Here is a 14862-nt window from a genome sequence, read left to right on the forward strand (position 1 = left end):
TCAGGTCTCCTCGCAGAAGACGTAGGAGACGCGGTCGGCGACCGGGCCGGGGACGGGCACGCCTTCGCCGGCGGACCGCTCGGCGACCTGGCGCAGGGCGTCCCGGTCCACGTCCGTCTGGTCGAGGACGACCCGTACGGCGTGCTCGACGGGCAGGAAGCGGCTGGGCAGCACCGAGCAGGTGCGGTAGGCGGCGAACGGGGCCGCCCGCGCGTCGAGCCGGACCAGCGGCGGCAGGTCGTCCCAGTCGTCGGGGAACGCGCCGGTGTGCGGCTGCGGGTCGAGCACGGGCTCGCCCTGGTGGCGCAGCAGCCCGAGGCGGGCGAGCTGCCACACGGCGGCCAGGAAGGGGCAGGACCACTGACGTTCGCCGTCGGGTGTCTCGTTCCACAGCTCGACGTCGAGGAACACGGAGTGGCGGCGGGCCGCGGTCTCGCGGGGCGGCTCCCAGGCGGCGGCCTTCCGCATCGCCTGCGGGGCGCGGGCGGTGGGGCTGCGCATGCCGTTGGCGAGCCAGCCGGTCTGCGCGGCGGGCGGCCGGTTGCCGTGACTGCCGGGCGGGGGTTCCTCGACGATCCGCGCGGCCACCGCCTCCGCGACGGGGATTTTCCCGCTGACGGCGCAGGCGGACTCGCGGGCGAGGTAGTCGACGGTGAGCCCGGCGCGATCGGCCTCCGCCAGGAGCATGGGGACGACCTCGGCGGGGCTCGCGAACCGGGTGAAGTAGTCGTCGATCAGGAAGCAGGTGCTGATCCGGGCGCGCCGCCCGCCTGCCCGGTCGGCGGCGAAGGCCCGGGCTGCCTCCGCCCAGGGACGGATCCGCGCGAAGTGCCGGCGCAGATGCTCCGGGCCCGCCTCGAAGTCCTCCATGTACAGGTGTCCCAGCTCCAGGGAGAGGTGGGACAGGGGCACCGCCTGGGTGCGGGGTTCGGCGGTGGTCTCACGGAACACCGCTTCGGTCATGGCAGCCCCCAGTACGCGTCGTCGGTGAGCCGCCGGGCGATCTCCTCGAGCGCCTCCAGCGTCTCCTTGTTGGCGATCTGGGTGGCGAGGACGTCCTCCTCGGTGATCAGCTGCTCCCGCCACTGCAGGATCGGCTCCAGCGGCACGGTGCCGAGCACCACGCTGTCGCCGATGTGCTGGTCGGAGGCGAGCCGGCGCAGCGCCCGGTTGCAGGACTGCATCCAGGCGGCCTGGGCGGGTGAGCCCTGCGCCCACATGGCCGACTCCGGGTCGGGCACGGCGGCCCGCACGAAGCGGATGCTGCCCTGGAGGGTCTCCTCGTCGTGGCCGCGGTCGACGCCGCTGCGGAGGATGCCGTTCTCCTTGTGCACCAGGCCCGCGGCGGCGATGACGTGCTGCCGGGTCCAGCGGTGGAACACCAGCCAGCGATAGGCGACATGGCGCAGCTGGGGGTGCGCGGTGGCCGCGAGGACGAGGTCGACGGCGTAGCTGCGGCCGGCGCTGAGGTCGACCATGACCAGGTCGAACTCGCTGTTGAGCCGCAGCAGCAGGTCGATGCAGCGCTCCAGCGCCTCCTCGCCGGTGGCGAACTCGCCGCCGCCCGCGTCGCCCGGGTAGAGGACGAGCCGCCCGGACTGGTTCTGCCGGGCGCGCAGCACCGGGTGCTCGGTGTGCCGCCAGATGTCGATGCTGGCCGGTTCGGTGACCTCGCCCTCCAGGTAGGAGTGCAGGCCGCTCTCCTCGGTGCCGCGCAGGGCGCTGGGCACGTCGAAGACGGCGGCGGCGGTGGGCGAGCCGAAGTCGAAGTCGACGTAGGCGACGTGGTCGCCGACGAGGGCGCGCTGGTAGGCCAGGTTGGCGCTGGTGACCGAGCGGCCCGTGCCTCCCTTGTCGGAGGCCGCGAAGACGAGCACGGCTCAGCCCTCCTGCGCGGCGGCGTCCCGGGCCTGGGCCAGGGTGTCGAGTTCCCGCAGGACGGGCAGGGCGAGCGCGAAGGCGGTGGCGGGCCGCTCGTCGACCAGACTGCGGGCGTGGTCCAGCCGGTTCTCCATGCTCCGCATCGCCCGGGCGCGGCTTCCGTCGTCGCCGATGGAGGCCTCCAGCTGCTCCCTGCCGAACAGGTGCGTGGCCTCGCTGAGCAGGTCCCGGGCCAGGTCGGCCAGGTCGGGGCTGCGGATGGGCTCCTGCTCGTAGAGGTTGCGGGCGGCGACCAGGCACTCGGTGACGCGTTCGGTGACGCTCCAGGACAGGCGGCGGTTGACGGCCTCGGCGTCCGGGAAGACGGCGCGTACGTCGTCCCAGAGGCCGGCGCCGTGGCCGTCCTCGATCCTGCGGCTCCACAGGTGCTCGAAGGTCTGCTCGGCGAGGCGCAGCAGCCGGTCCTGCGCCTCGATGTTCCGGGACAGCTCGGCGAGCTGCACGGTCCGCTTGAGCAGCTGGGCGGAGAAGTCGGTCATTCGCCACTGGAGCCGTGACCCGGAGCGCTCGGATCCGGCGAGCGGCATCAGCACGCCCGGGTCGTGCAGCAGGACGACCGGGTCGTTCCTGGTCATGCGGCTGGTGACGCGGCCGCGGTCGGCGAGCCGCTCCATGATGGAGACGGTGCGGGTGAGGTCGTCGTCGGTGGCCCTGCGGCGCACCAGGTCGTGGACGAGGATGGCCGCGACGGTGAGGGAGAAGTATTCGGACTCGAGCCGCAGGCCGGTGGTCTGCCAGGGCAGGTCCTCCAGGGGCCAGCGCTCGGTGCCGAAGCGGGCGACGGCCGACCAGTACTGCTGGCTCAGCTCCCAGCGCAGCCGCAGCGCCTCGGCGAGTTTCTGCTGGTCGGCGTCGAGCAGTCCGAGGGTGAGGGTGCGCTCGGAGAAGAGGTCCTGGATGCCGTCGAGGGCGACGACGGTGAAGTACACGTAGGGCAGCCGGTCGGCGATGCCGTCGGGCTGGCCGGGCACCGGGGCGTCGAGGTCGGTGACCTTGGGGGCGTCCTTCACGACGCCCCAGGCCCAGCCGCACTCGAAGAGCTGGCTCTCGTCGCGGATGGACTCGTCGACCTCGATGCCGCGGCTGAGGCTCTCGATGATGGTGGCGCGCAGCGGCCGGAAGCGGCGTGCGAACTGCTGGAGGACGGCCCGGTCGGAGTGCCGGTTCTGGCCGATGACCTGGATGAGCCGGCGGCCCTGCTCGGACTCGGCGTCGAAGACGTTGACCGCGAAGGAGCGCAGCAGGCTGACCATGGCGGCGGTGAGCCGCAGATTGGTGGCCTCGCGGAGTTCGGCGAGCGCCCGGCGCACTTCGGGGCGGGTGGTGCTGTTCTCGTAGACCTTGAGGAAGCCGAGGGTCGCCAGGCAGAGCGTGACGGACATCGAGTAGGAGTCGACGACGCCTAACTTGCCCTGCTCGTAAGTCAGTTCGACTTTCGGGTCGACGGTCTTGAAGTACGGTCCGCCGGCGAAGGTGGGGGCGTCGTCGGGGCCGGTGTGGGTGCGCATGAACTGGGTCAGCCCGGTGATCAGGTTGGGCGGGATCTCCAGCCGGCTGCCGACGCGTTCCAGGGCCTGGAGCACGTCCCGTTCGGTGGTGTCGGGCTGGTCCAGGCGGAACGCGGGGATCTCGGTGGCCGGGTACAGCAGGCAGAGCAGCCGCTCGGCGTCCGCGACACTGCTGAGCCCGTCGGTGTCCCCCCACACGAGCTTGCCGTCGTCGAACGAGTGGCGGGCCGCGGCCCGCCAGATGTCCAGCAGATGCTGGCGTGGCTTGATCTGCATCCCCCTACCCCTCGCACAGAACGTGTGCAGACATGGTCCCCGTTCCTACGTGTCCGCAATCGCCGAATTCCGCCGTCCCAGGGCGAGAATGATGCCCTCGTGCCCTTCGCGCACCATGTGGTGCAGATCGTGGATCTCCAGGTCGTCGGCCCAGTCGCACAGGCTCTCACGGACCCGCTCCTCGTTGACCCGGTAGGCCGGATACCGATGGTCGCCCACCTGGTAGCCGACGGATTCCTTCATGAAGGCGGTGGCGAACGGCGCGCCCTCGGTCAGCGCGCCCATGAAGCAGGTGACGCCGCGGCGGAACTCTTCGGGGCACTCGGACATGGAGTCGGCGACGAAGAACATGGTGCCGATGTCCCAGCGGCGCTGGCCGTCGAGGTCGAGGAGGTTGGCGCGCTCGACGCGGACGATCTCGCCGAACCGGCCGCGGGGTTCGACGGCGGCGTAGCCGGGGTGTTCGCGCAGCTGGTCCCAGAAGGGGTCCCAGACGGTGTCGAACCCGGCGGGGGACGCCTGCTTCTCCAAATACTCCACGTTCGGCTGCGCGTACTCCAGGAGCAGGACCTTCTCGCACCAGGGCAGCATGGACAGCGCCGGGTAGAGATTGGCGCCGGCGCCGACGTCGACGCCGCGGCCCGTGCGCGGGGCGCCGGCCTCGAAGCACTTGCCGAAGTAGTCGCGCATCAGCCGCACGATCAGCAGATCGACCTCGAGAGGGCTGCGGTAGTTGGCGTCGACGTAGGCCTCGGGATCGAACTTCGACCACGGGGCGTCGGCATTACGGTCCATGATCACCCTGCCGCGTTCCATTCAGTGTCGGACAAGACCGTGTGCCCTGTCTGCGCCGTTCCGCTGAACGTCAGCAGGTGAAGCAGCATCTCCGGTTCTCGCACGGTAGGCCGAAGTGGCACGCGGAGACAGCCAGGAACACGCCGTTCCCTGTCGACGGGCGCACGGAAGGCGCACACCAGTTGTCCGTGCACCCATGAACTCGCCCTTGCACGCGGTGAGTTGACGGCTCACTCTAACCAGAGACGCCACCGGCCGCCACCGGAAGCAGCAATCCCTTCCGGGTGAACGCCGGTGTCTTGGCGTTGACGCATCCGCATGTCCCGACTGGGGGGTGGCATGACCGCCGAACCGCTGGAGCGCACCCTGGACCGGCACGGGCGACTCGCGGGACCCGAGGGGTTCCCGGGGCCCGGACGCCTGGTCCTGAGGGGGGCCCTCGAGTCCGATCTGCCCGAGCTGCGCCGGCTCGACGAGGAGGTGTTCCAGGAGGTCGCCTATCCCGCCTTCCTGCTCCGCCAGCTGTACGACGTGTACGCCGAGCACTTCCTGGTGCTGGACGACGGCGCGGGCGGGCTGCGCGGCTACGTCCTGGCCGCGACCACCGCGTTCGGCCGGGACAGCTGGATCCTCGGCCTGTGCGTGACCGAGGGGGACCGCCGGCACGGGCTGGGCCGGGAACTGATGACGGAGATCCTTCAGCGGCTCCGCCGGGACGGCGTCGAGACGGTGCGGCTGACGGTCGAACCCGCCAACCGGGCGGCGATCCTGCTCTACCACTCCCTCGGCTTCACCCCGGAAGAACCGGACGGCGGTCTGCGCAGGGACTACTTCGGACCGGGCGAAGACCGGCGGATCATGCGACTGGAGCTGTGCTAGCACGCTGCGGTCAGGACGGTGCCGCCGTCCGGGGCGCCCCGGGAACGGCCTTCGACCGGGTCGCGCCAGGCCAGGACGACACCCGACGGGCTCGGACGGTCACCGGGGCGGCCGGCGCGGCCGGGCCGGGTCAGGACCCGCCGCCCGGACATGGGCAGGGGCGCGATGACATCGGCCGACACGAACCGGTCCGGGACGGCGCCGCCCGCCGGAGACGAATCGACCGGAACGGCGCCCGCCCAAGACGGACCCGCCGGGGCGCCGCCCACCCAGGACGGACCGGCCGGAACGGCGCCCACCCAGGACGGACCGGCCGGGGCGCCGCCCATCGGAGACGAATCGGCCGTGACGGCATCAGCCGGACCGGACAGGGCCTGGACGGCGTCGGCCGGAAAAGGCCTGTTCAGGACGGGGTCCGCGCCGCCGCCAAGAGGCGGCCGACGTCGTCGGTGCAGATGGTGAGGGCCGCGCCCACCGTGGCGAGGGCGTCCCGCTCCGCGGGGGTGTACGGGCCGTCGGCCAGGGCGATCCGTGCGCCCTGGAGCAGGATCGACTCACGGCCGGGTGCGGCCAGGTGCGGGGCCAGCGGGTCCAGCGCCTCGTGCAGTTCGATGGACAGCCCCGCCACGCAGGGCTCGCCGGTGAACCGGCCGGTGTCCTCCTCCAGCGCCTCGACCAGCGCGGCCAGCTGCTCCTCCGTGCAGTCCTCGAAGCCGGCCGCGCGCACCCCGGCGGCGGCGGTCTCCAGGGCGGCGCGGGAGCAGGTGCCCCCCGCGGCGAGCACGGCGAGGGCGACGGTGTGGACGGCGTCCCGCAGCATCGCGGAGAAGCGGGTGGTGGTGGGGTGGTCCAGCACGTCGGTGCCGAAGTGGCCGCGGCAGGCCGCGCACTCCACGGTCGGCGCACACACCCCGCGCGGCAGCACGGGCACGCCCAGCACGGTGAACCGGCGGCGTCCGGTGAGCCGTTGGTAGTTGCGGTCGCCGCCGCAGTGCGGGCAGAAGAACTCCCCGTCGCCGACGGCGGTCCACGCGGTGCGGGTGCCGACCAGGCGGCGCGCGCTCCGGGCGGCAGCGGTACGGCCGTCGGGTCCCCGTTCTGACAGCACGTCGCACCTCCATCAACGCCACACAGCTCCGTCGCCGCGCTTGCGTGATGTTAGCCACATCCGGGAGGCGGAGTCAGTACCCGGGACGAGACCTTTCCGTGACCATCACAGCTATTGGCCGGTAACCGACGGCCGGGCCCCGCCCGCCGGTGACGGCGGACGGGGCCCGGATCGACCCCTGACCGGCTGATCAGCGGGCCGCGCGGTTGACCGCGGAGACGACCGCCTTCAGCGAGGCGCGGGTCGTGTTCGCGTCGATCCCGATGCCCCACAGCACCTTGTCGCCGATGGCGCACTCGATGTACGAGGCGGCCTGCGCGGAGGCGCCCTCGCTCATGGTGTGCTCCTGGTAGTCCAGCAGGCGTACGTCGATGCCGATGCTCTGCAGGGCGTCGAAGAAGGCCGAGATCGGGCCGTTGCCGGTGCCGACCAGGGTGGTCTCCTGGCCGTCGACCGTGGCCTGGACGGTGAGGGTGTCCACGCCGTCGTGGTCGGTGGTGCTCTGGCCGCCGGCGACCTGGATGCGGCCCCACGGGTTGTCCGGGTTGGGCAGGTACTCGTCCTGGAAGACCGACCAGATGTCGGCCGGGGTGATCTCGCCGCCCTCGGCGTCCGTCTTGGCCTGGATGATCTTCGAGAACTCGATCTGCATCCGGCGCGGCAGTTCCAGCTTGTGGTCGTTCTTCAGGACGTACGCCACACCGCCCTTGCCGGACTGCGAGTTGACCCGGATGACCGCCTCGTAGGAGCGGCCGACGTCCTTGGGGTCGATCGGCAGGTACGGGACCGCCCACTCGAGGTCGTCGACGGTGACGCCCTTGGCCTTGGCGTCGGCCTCCATGGCGTCGAAGCCCTTCTTGATGGCGTCCTGGTGGGAGCCGGAGAAGGACGTGTAGACCAGGTCGCCCACGTACGGGTGGCGCGGGTGGACCTCCATCTGGTTGCAGTACTCCCACGTACGACGGATCTCGTCGATGTCGGAGAAGTCGATCTGCGGGTCGACGCCCTGCGAGAACATGTTCATTCCCAGGGTGACGAGGTCGACGTTGCCGGTGCGCTCGCCCTGGCCGAACAGGCAGCCCTCGACGCGGTCGGCGCCCGCCATCAGCGCCAGCTCGGCGGCGGCGACGGCGGTGCCGCGGTCGTTGTGCGGGTGGACGGACAGGCAGACGTGTTCGCGCCGGGAGAGGTTGCGGTGCATCCACTCGAAGCGGTCGGCGTGCGTGGACGGCGTCGAACGCTCCACGGTGGCGGGCAGGTTGAGGATGATCTCGCGGCCCGGACCGGGCTGGTAGACGTCCATCACCGCCTCGCAGACCTCCAGCGCGAAGTCCAGCTCGGTGTCGGTGAAGATCTCCGGGCTGTACTGGTAGCCGAACGCCGTACCGTCGGACTCGGGACCCAGCAGCTTCTCCGCGTACTCCATCACCAGACGGGTGCCGTCGACGGCGATCTGCTTGATGTCGTCCTTGGAACCGCGGAAGACCACGCGGCGGAACACCGGCGCGGTGGCGTTGTACAGGTGAACGGTGGCGCGCCTGGCGCCCTGCAGGGACTCCACCGTGCGCTCGATCAGGTCCTCGCGGGCCTGGGTCAGCACGGAGATGGTGACGTCGTCCGGGATGGCGTCCGGGTCCTCGATGATGGAGCGGACGAAGTCGTAGTCGGTCTGGCCGGAGGCGGGGAAGCCGACCTCGATCTCCTTGTAGCCCATCCGTACCAGCAGGTCGAACATGGCGCGCTTGCGTGCGGGCGACATGGGGTCGATCAGGGCCTGGTTGCCGTCACGCAGGTCGGTGGAGAGCCAGCGGGGCGCGGTGGTGATCCGCTTCTCGGGCCAGGTGCGGTCGGGGATGTCGACCTGCTCGTACCGGCCGTACTTGTGGATCGGCATGGGGCTGGTCTGCTGGCGGTTCGCCATGATGCGGGGGCTCCTCGATGGTCCGCGGAATGTCCTGGGGACGGCCGACGGCGCAGCGCCAAACTCCGCGGGGAGGGGGTCGGCCTCTAGCGCAGACCCTCACCGCGGCAGCTAAGGAGAAGCAGCCCGAAGTACATGGTGCTCCGCAGCTTAACCGAGTCGTCCACCGTGCGGGGTTGCGTATCAGTATGCGGGACCGTCGGGACGAAGGGGACAAAAAGTGCCGTATACCACTTCCGCAGCAGGCGCCGGGCGGTAATCGCGAGGGAATTCATCCGTCATGGTCGCAGGTAGTGACAGTTACGTCACTCAGTGCAATGGTTCCGGCATGACGACGAACGGGGGCCACGAGCCCGTCTTCTGCACCATCGTCCCGCCGCACGTCCTCGACCGGCTGTCCCAGGCCGAGGACCCCCTGGTCCACGGCCCCGCGCGCCGCACCCTGCGCCGCGACGCCTACGAGCGCACCCAGCGCCGGCTGACCACGGTCGTCGGCGCACCGGCCGTCGCCACGCTCGCCGGGGCCGAGCCCGGCACCCCGCAGCGCACCGTGTACGACGCCGGGCACGGCACCGAGCTGCCCGGCGTGAAGGCGCGCGGTGAGGGTGAGGAACCGGGCCAGGACGCCACCGTGAACCGCGCCTACGCCGGCCTGGGCGCCACCTTCGAGCTGTTCCTCAAGGAGTTCGGCCGGGACTCGATCGACGGCCACGGTCTGCCGCTGGACGCGACCGTCCACTACGACCGCGACTACAACAACGCGTTCTGGAACGGCGAGCAGATGGTCTTCGGCGACGGGGACGGGGAGATCTTCCTCGACTTCACGATCGCCGTCGACGTCATCGGCCACGAACTCGCCCACGGCGTCACGCAGTACACCGCGAACCTCGACTACTTCGGCCAGTCGGGCGCGCTCAACGAGTCGGTGTCGGACGTCTTCGGCGCGCTCATCAAGCAGTACACGCTGGGCCAGACCGCCGAGGAGGCCGACTGGCTGATCGGCGCCGGGCTGCTCGCCCCGCGCGTCACCGGTGTGGCGCTGCGCTCGATGAAGGAGCCCGGCACGGCGTACGACGACGACGTGCTCGGCAAGGACCCGCAGCCGGCGACGATGGACGACTACGTCCGCACCGGCCGGGACAACGGCGGCGTGCACATCAACTCCGGCATCCCCAACCACGCGTTCTACCTCGCGGCCACCACCCTCGGCGGCAACGCCTGGGAGCGCGCCGGGCAGGTCTGGTACGACGTGCTGACCGGCGGGGAGCTGGACCAGAACGCGCAGTTCACGGACTTCGCGACGCTCACCGTGAAGGCGGCACGCGCCCGGTACGGGGAGGGCGAGGAGCTGGTGGCGGTGACGAAGGCGTGGGAGCGGGTGGGGGTGCGCACGCTGTAGTTCCGTACTAGACACGGACCATGCGAATTCAGGTGCGGCGCACGGGCGGCTTCGCGGGGATCGAGCGGCAGGCCGAGGTGGACACCTCGGGACGGGCCGACGCGTCGGAGTGGCACGCGCTGGCGGAACGGGCCGTGGCGGCCGGCGGGACGATCCCGCCGGCCGGCGTCCCGGACGGGTTCAGCTACCGGATCACGGTGGACGGCAGAACGGTGTACTGCGCGGACCCCCGGCTGACGGAGGAACAGCGCGCGCTGATCAGGAGGGTGCTGAAGGAGGGGGCGTGAAGGTCAGTCCCCGACTGGCTCCAGGCGAACGGGTTACGTGTGTCCTCCCTGAAGCGGTCCCAGGAAGTCGATCAATTGCTCGAGCAGCCGTTCGAACTCGCGAGCGCTCATGCCGCAGTCCTCGAACTGTCCGTACTGGTCTCCGAATTCGACCTCGTCCGGACCTACGCGTCGGACTCGGGCACTGGTGGTGGCCAAGGAGTAGTGGTCGCCGAACTCGTCTGCCGCGTTCCGCCACTCGCGCAGGTACTCACCGACAGCGGCAGCCGAGTCGCCGAAGAGGACTACAACCGTCTCGACGGCGAGTCGCACGTTGTCCGGCACGCCGGAGGGCGCGACAACGAAGACCATGCCGTCCTCGTCCACACTGAAGGACCGACCACCGGGAGCGACGCTTCCTCGAGGGCGCCGGTGTCGTCGTACGCGTAGGCGTACTTGTAGGAGGTCTTGAAGCCCCAGGTGTCGGCCAGGGACTGCGGAAGAGCCAGCGTGGTGGAGGTCGGCTGGTAGTTCTTGGTGTAGCCGTCGACGGTCTGCGTGTAGGCGGCGCCGTCGGTGTAGCGGGTGGCGGTGGCGAGCATGCCCGTGCCGCCCGGTGACGCGTCGTGGCCGAAGGTCACGAGCAGCTTGCCCTCGGGACCGTCGAGGCGCTGCTCGACCGAACAGTTCGCCGGTCTTGGCCACTGGTTCGACCCGTCCACCGGCAAGGCGGCACTGATCACCCACTTCGCCGACGCCTTCCCGGGCGACGGCACCACCGACCTGTTCGCGGTCACCCCGGACGGGAGGGCGTGGCTGTACCCCGGTGACGGCTACGGCAGCTTCGACGTCGGCGAGCGGATCGCGATCCGGCTGCCCTCGAACGCCCCCGCCCCCTCGACCTGGACGCAGATCAAGGCGGTCGGCGACATCACCGGCGACGGTCACCCCGACCTGGTGCTGCGGGCCGGCGCGGAGTTCTGGACGCTGTCCGGCTACACCGGAGGCACCTTCCGGGAGGCCACGCTGATGAACTCCGACGCCTGGGCCCGGCGCGAGATCGTCAACGTCGCCGACATCAACGGCGACAAGACGCCCGACCTGCTGTGGCGCAATCTGGACAACGGAAACATGTACGTCCGGCACGGACGGCCCGGGCCCGTCAGCGGCAACGTCGACGTCGACTCGCTGAAGCTGGCCGCCAACGCGCTCAACGGTGATGTGGCCTACGGCACCAGCTGGACCGACACCAATGTCCCGACCGCCCTCGGCATCCCCGACGTCAGCGGTGATGGCATCCCGGACATCTGGGCGCGCCTGCGGACCGACGGTGCGACCCGGATCTACAACCCGTCCCGGACCAACACCGGATCCCCGGTGAAGGTGGTCCTGAGCGTGGACTGGAACCAGGTCAAGGCCTTCGGCTGACGGCCACGGCGACGTTTCCGGCGGGCCCGGGTCTCCCCTCGCGGGCGACCCGGGCCCGCCTTGGTCCGAGCCGCCCCGGCGATCAGGGAGAATGGGCGGCATGAGTGTTCGTACCCAGTCATCCGAGCAGCCGGCCGACGCCGTTCACCGGGCCGGTTTCGCCTGCTTCGTGGGCCGGCCCAACGCGGGCAAGTCCACCCTCACGAACGCTCTGGTCGGGCAGAAGGTGGCGATCACCTCCAACCGGCCGCAGACCACCCGGCACACCGTGCGCGGCATCGTGCACCGGCCGGACGCGCAGCTCGTGCTGGTCGACACCCCCGGGCTGCACAAGCCGCGCACCCTGCTGGGGGAGCGGCTGAACGACGTCGTGCGGACCACTTGGGCCGAGGTCGACGTGATCGGGTTCTGTCTGCCCGCCGACCAGAAGATCGGCCCCGGCGACCGTTTCATCGCCAAGGAGCTCGCGGGGATCAAGAAGACACCCAAGATCGCCATCGTCACCAAGACCGACCTCGTCGACAGCAAGGCGCTCGCCGAGCAGCTCATCGCCGTCGACCAGCTCGGCAAGGAGCTGGGCATCACCTGGCAGGAGATCGTCCCCGTGTCGGCCACCGCCGGCCGGCAGGTCGACCTCCTCGCCGATCTGCTGATCCCGCTCATGCCGGAGGGCCCCGCCCTCTACCCCGAGGGCGACCTCACCGACGAGCCCGAGCAGGTCATGGTCGCCGAGCTGATCCGCGAGGCCGCCCTGGAGGGCGTGCGTGACGAGCTGCCGCACTCCATCGCCGTCGTCGTCGAGGAGATGCTGCCGCGCGAGGACCGCCCCGCCGACAAGCCGCTGCTCGACATCCACGCCAACCTGTACATCGAGCGCTCCAGCCAGAAGGGCATCGTCATCGGCCCCAAGGGCAAGCGCCTGAAGGACGTCGGCATCAAGTCCCGCAAGCAGATCGAGGCGCTCCTCGGCACCCCTGTCTTCCTCGACCTGCACGTCAAGGTCGCCAAGGACTGGCAGCGGGACCCGAAGCAGCTGCGCCGGCTCGGCTTCTAAGCGCCCCGCCGGCACCCGTGCTGCTCCCGCAGCAGCGCGCGGTACCAGTCGTACGACGCCTTCGGCGTCCGCCGCTGCGTGTCGAAGTCCACGTGGACCAGGCCGAAGCGGCGGCCGTACCCCTCCGCCCACTCGAAGTTGTCCAGCAGCGACCACACGAAGTAGCCGCGGACGTCCACGCCCGCCTCCATCGCCCGGTGCAGGGCGCGGACATGGCCGTCGAGGTAGGCGATGCGGTCGGTGTCGTCCAGGCCCTCGTACGCGCAGCCGTTCTCCGTGACGACCACCGGGGGGAGACGGTCGCCGTAGCGGCCATGGAACAGCGTGAGCAGTTCGGTCAGCGCCTCCGGGACCACCGGCCAGCCGAAGTCCGTCACCGGGTATCCCTCGATCTCCCGTACGGAGAAGGGCAGTTCGGCAGGCATCCGGACCCCGCCGAACTCGATCTCCGCTCCCTGCGGCGCACTCACCCGCGTCGGCGCGTAGTAGTTGATCCCGTACCAGTCGAGCGGCTCCGCGATGATCTTCAGGTCCGCCTCGACGTCCCCCGGCATCAGCTCCCCGACGCCCTCCGGGTAGCGGCCGAGCAGCAGCGGATCGGCGAACAGCCGGTTCAGCAGCGTGTCGTAGAAGTCAGCCGCCGCCACGTCCGCCTCGTCTTCGGAGGCCGGCCACGTCGGGCCGTGGGAGTTCGCGATGCCGATGTCCGAGGCTCCCCCCGCGCGCAGCGCCCGTACCGCCAGGCCGTGCGCCAGCAACTGGTGGTGCGCCACCGGCAGCGCGTCGAACAGCAGCCTCCGGCCCGGCGCGTGCACGCCCAGGGCGTGGCCCAGCAGCGTGTGCTCGGCAGGCTCGTTCAGCGTGATCCACTTCGTCACCCGGTCCCCGAGGCGCGCGACGACCCGCGCCACATGCTCCGCGAACCGCTCCGCCGTGTCCCGCTCCAGCCAGTCCAGGTCCGCCGGCAGGTCCCAGTGGAACAGCGTCGGCACCGGCCGCACCCCCGCCGCCAGCAGGTCGTCGACCAGCCGGTCGTAGAAGTCGAGGCCGCCCTCGGCCTGCACCCTCGGCCAGGACACCGAGAAGCGGTACGCGTCCACGCCCAGGTCCGCGAGCAGCGCCACGTCCTCGCGGTGGCGGCGCACGTGGTCGCAGGCCACGGCCGCCGTGGACCCGTCCCGCACCCGGCCCGGCTCGGCCGTGAACACGTCCCACACGGACGCCTCGCGCGTGTCGACCGCGCCCTCGATCTGGTACGCCGAGGTCGACACACCCCACAGGAAGCCGGCCGGGAAACGGGGGATCGGGTTCGTCGTCGCCATGGCCCGGATCATCCGCACCGACTCCCCTAGGCGTCAACGCCCTTGCCGCCGACCAGACATCACCGGGGCGTCGGCAACCAGCGGGGCCTGTTTCGGCGGTGACATGTGGTCGTGCGCCGGGATGGTCCTGCGCGCGATCCCGTGGTTCAAGGCGGGCAAGATCCCCGGCGTTTGAAGGCCATCGACCGCACGATCGACGCGATCCAGCGACTGCCGAGGACTTTGCACGCGCGGTGACCTCTGCAGTGAAGGCGTTCGCCGCGGCAGGCAACTGGGAATAACTACTCGGAGTGGCCGTGAGGCACCGCACAGATGCCTCACGGCCACTTCACTGCCGGCCCGCCGTGAGCACCTCCCGCATCGTGCCGTCCGGCCCCGCCACCAACCTCGGTGCTCGGCGCCGCCGTACGGCCGTGCGGACCTCCACAGAAGCCGACCAAATGAGCACCGATTGCGTCAGTCGAACACGAACGGCCCCGGTGCCTGCGGCCCCGTCGCCGTGCAGGTGATCGTGATGAAGCCGAAGGCCGTCACCTTGAGGGTGCCGCCGTAGGCCTCCAGGGTGTCGCCGGAGGCGACCGTGCCGGGGAGGGGGCCCACCTCGAGGGCGTCGCCCGTGGACATCGCCGGGTTCTTCGTGCCCTTGAAGACGACCGTGCCGCCGTCCGGATTGACCAGCGTCAGTTCCGAGACCAGGGAGTCCTGGCCGAGGGAGACCGGCGCGGTGACCGACGAGGTGTTCAGCGTGATCGTCGCGGACGTGCCGTCCTGCGTGGCCGTGAGGGTGGCGTCACCGCCGCCGTAGCTGCCGCAGTCGGCGTTGACGGTCGCCGTGCCGGGGTCGACGGCGGCGGCGGTGGGGGCGAACGCCAGGCCGCAGACGGCCAGTGCGCCCGCGGCCAGGGACAGACCTGTTCCGAGTCGCTTGCCTCTCATTGGATTCCGGTCCCTTTCGTGTGGGGGGC

14 protein-coding genes and 1 pseudogene are annotated in these 14862 nt (G+C 70.8%); 5 read left to right on the forward strand and 10 right to left on the reverse strand.

Going from position 1 to position 14862, the window contains the following annotated elements:
* Genes ACF1AG_RS02765 through ACF1AG_RS02780 form a run of 4 tightly spaced genes read right to left on the reverse strand, consistent with a single transcriptional unit; the run spans position 1 to position 4541 of the window.
* On the reverse strand, positions 1 to 963 hold the full coding sequence (locus ACF1AG_RS02765; protein ID WP_359600889.1) for an SCO2522 family protein: 963 nt from the start codon (positions 961 to 963) through the stop codon (positions 1 to 3).
* The gene (locus ACF1AG_RS02770) at positions 960 to 1877 is read right to left on the reverse strand and encodes an SCO2523 family variant P-loop protein (RefSeq protein WP_191880820.1); all 918 of its coding nucleotides are present in this window, start codon (positions 1875 to 1877) and stop codon (positions 960 to 962) included. Before ACF1AG_RS02770 ends, ACF1AG_RS02765 begins: the two co-directional genes overlap by 4 nt.
* 3 nt (positions 1878 to 1880) lie before the next feature.
* Positions 1881 to 3725 (reverse strand): SCO2524 family protein, encoded by a 1845-nt coding sequence (locus ACF1AG_RS02775; RefSeq protein WP_359600890.1) that lies wholly within the window; start codon positions 3723 to 3725, stop codon positions 1881 to 1883.
* Between the two features lie 45 nt (positions 3726 to 3770).
* On the reverse strand, positions 3771 to 4541 hold the full coding sequence (locus tag ACF1AG_RS02780) for an SCO2525 family SAM-dependent methyltransferase (protein WP_359600891.1): 771 nt from the start codon (positions 4539 to 4541) through the stop codon (positions 3771 to 3773).
* 318 nt (positions 4542 to 4859) lie between these two features.
* Between ACF1AG_RS02780 and ACF1AG_RS02785 the strand changes: the two genes are divergently transcribed.
* Positions 4860 to 5399, forward strand: coding sequence for a GNAT family N-acetyltransferase (locus ACF1AG_RS02785; RefSeq protein ID WP_359600892.1), 540 nt, complete (start codon positions 4860 to 4862; stop codon positions 5397 to 5399).
* Positions 5400 to 5802: 403 nt separating this feature from the next.
* On the opposite strand, the gene ACF1AG_RS02790 is transcribed toward ACF1AG_RS02785, so the two are convergent.
* Together ACF1AG_RS02790 and leuA are read right to left on the reverse strand one after the other, a co-directional pair.
* On the reverse strand, positions 5803 to 6507 hold the full coding sequence (locus ACF1AG_RS02790) for a TerB family tellurite resistance protein (RefSeq protein ID WP_359600893.1): 705 nt from the start codon (positions 6505 to 6507) through the stop codon (positions 5803 to 5805).
* A 190-nt stretch (positions 6508 to 6697) separates the two neighbouring features.
* Positions 6698 to 8428, reverse strand: coding sequence for a 2-isopropylmalate synthase (gene leuA, locus ACF1AG_RS02795; protein ID WP_359600894.1), 1731 nt, complete (start codon positions 8426 to 8428; stop codon positions 6698 to 6700).
* A 328-nt stretch (positions 8429 to 8756) separates the two neighbouring features.
* Here leuA and ACF1AG_RS02800 point away from each other — a divergent pair, with 328 nt between their 5' ends.
* Together ACF1AG_RS02800 and ACF1AG_RS02805 are read left to right on the forward strand one after the other, a co-directional pair.
* Positions 8757 to 9827: a M4 family metallopeptidase gene (locus ACF1AG_RS02800; RefSeq protein ID WP_359600895.1), complete on the forward strand. Its 1071-nt coding sequence runs from the start codon at positions 8757 to 8759 to the stop codon at positions 9825 to 9827.
* A 20-nt stretch (positions 9828 to 9847) separates the two neighbouring features.
* Entirely contained in the window at positions 9848 to 10114 is a 267-nt protein-coding gene (locus tag ACF1AG_RS02805; RefSeq protein ID WP_359600896.1) for a protealysin inhibitor emfourin, read from the forward strand.
* A 33-nt stretch (positions 10115 to 10147) separates the two neighbouring features.
* On the opposite strand, the gene ACF1AG_RS02810 is transcribed toward ACF1AG_RS02805, so the two are convergent.
* Positions 10148 to 10465, reverse strand: coding sequence for a hypothetical protein (locus tag ACF1AG_RS02810; RefSeq protein WP_359600897.1), 318 nt, complete (start codon positions 10463 to 10465; stop codon positions 10148 to 10150).
* Positions 10399 to 10695: a hypothetical protein gene (locus ACF1AG_RS02815; RefSeq protein ID WP_391809238.1), complete on the reverse strand. Its 297-nt coding sequence runs from the start codon at positions 10693 to 10695 to the stop codon at positions 10399 to 10401. The genes ACF1AG_RS02810 and ACF1AG_RS02815 overlap by 67 nt, the downstream gene beginning before the upstream one ends.
* A 97-nt stretch (positions 10696 to 10792) precedes the next feature.
* Here ACF1AG_RS02815 and ACF1AG_RS02820 point away from each other — a divergent pair.
* Both ACF1AG_RS02820 and era read left to right on the forward strand, forming a co-directional pair.
* Positions 10793 to 11521, forward strand: a pseudogene (locus ACF1AG_RS02820) (FG-GAP repeat domain-containing protein); the annotation flags it as partial.
* A 100-nt stretch (positions 11522 to 11621) separates the two neighbouring features.
* Positions 11622 to 12575, forward strand: coding sequence for a GTPase Era (gene era / locus ACF1AG_RS02825; protein WP_359600899.1), 954 nt, complete (start codon positions 11622 to 11624; stop codon positions 12573 to 12575).
* Here the strand turns inward: era and ACF1AG_RS02830 are convergent.
* Positions 12572 to 13897 carry a GH1 family beta-glucosidase gene (locus ACF1AG_RS02830; protein WP_359600900.1) on the reverse strand — a complete coding sequence of 442 codons (1326 nt, stop codon included), beginning with the start codon at positions 13895 to 13897 and terminating at the stop codon, positions 12572 to 12574. The two genes, era and ACF1AG_RS02830, sit on opposite strands and share 4 nt — an antisense overlap.
* Before the next feature lie 456 nt (positions 13898 to 14353).
* Complete coding sequence (locus tag ACF1AG_RS02835; RefSeq protein ID WP_359600902.1) at positions 14354 to 14833, reverse strand: hypothetical protein; 480 nt, start codon at positions 14831 to 14833, stop codon at positions 14354 to 14356.
* Positions 14834 to 14862: the final 29 nt, after the last annotated feature.

It is taken from the genome of Streptomyces sp. NPDC014764, assembly GCF_043082785.1.
Taxonomy (GTDB): Bacteria; Actinomycetota; Actinomycetes; order Streptomycetales; family Streptomycetaceae; genus Streptomyces; species Streptomyces althioticus.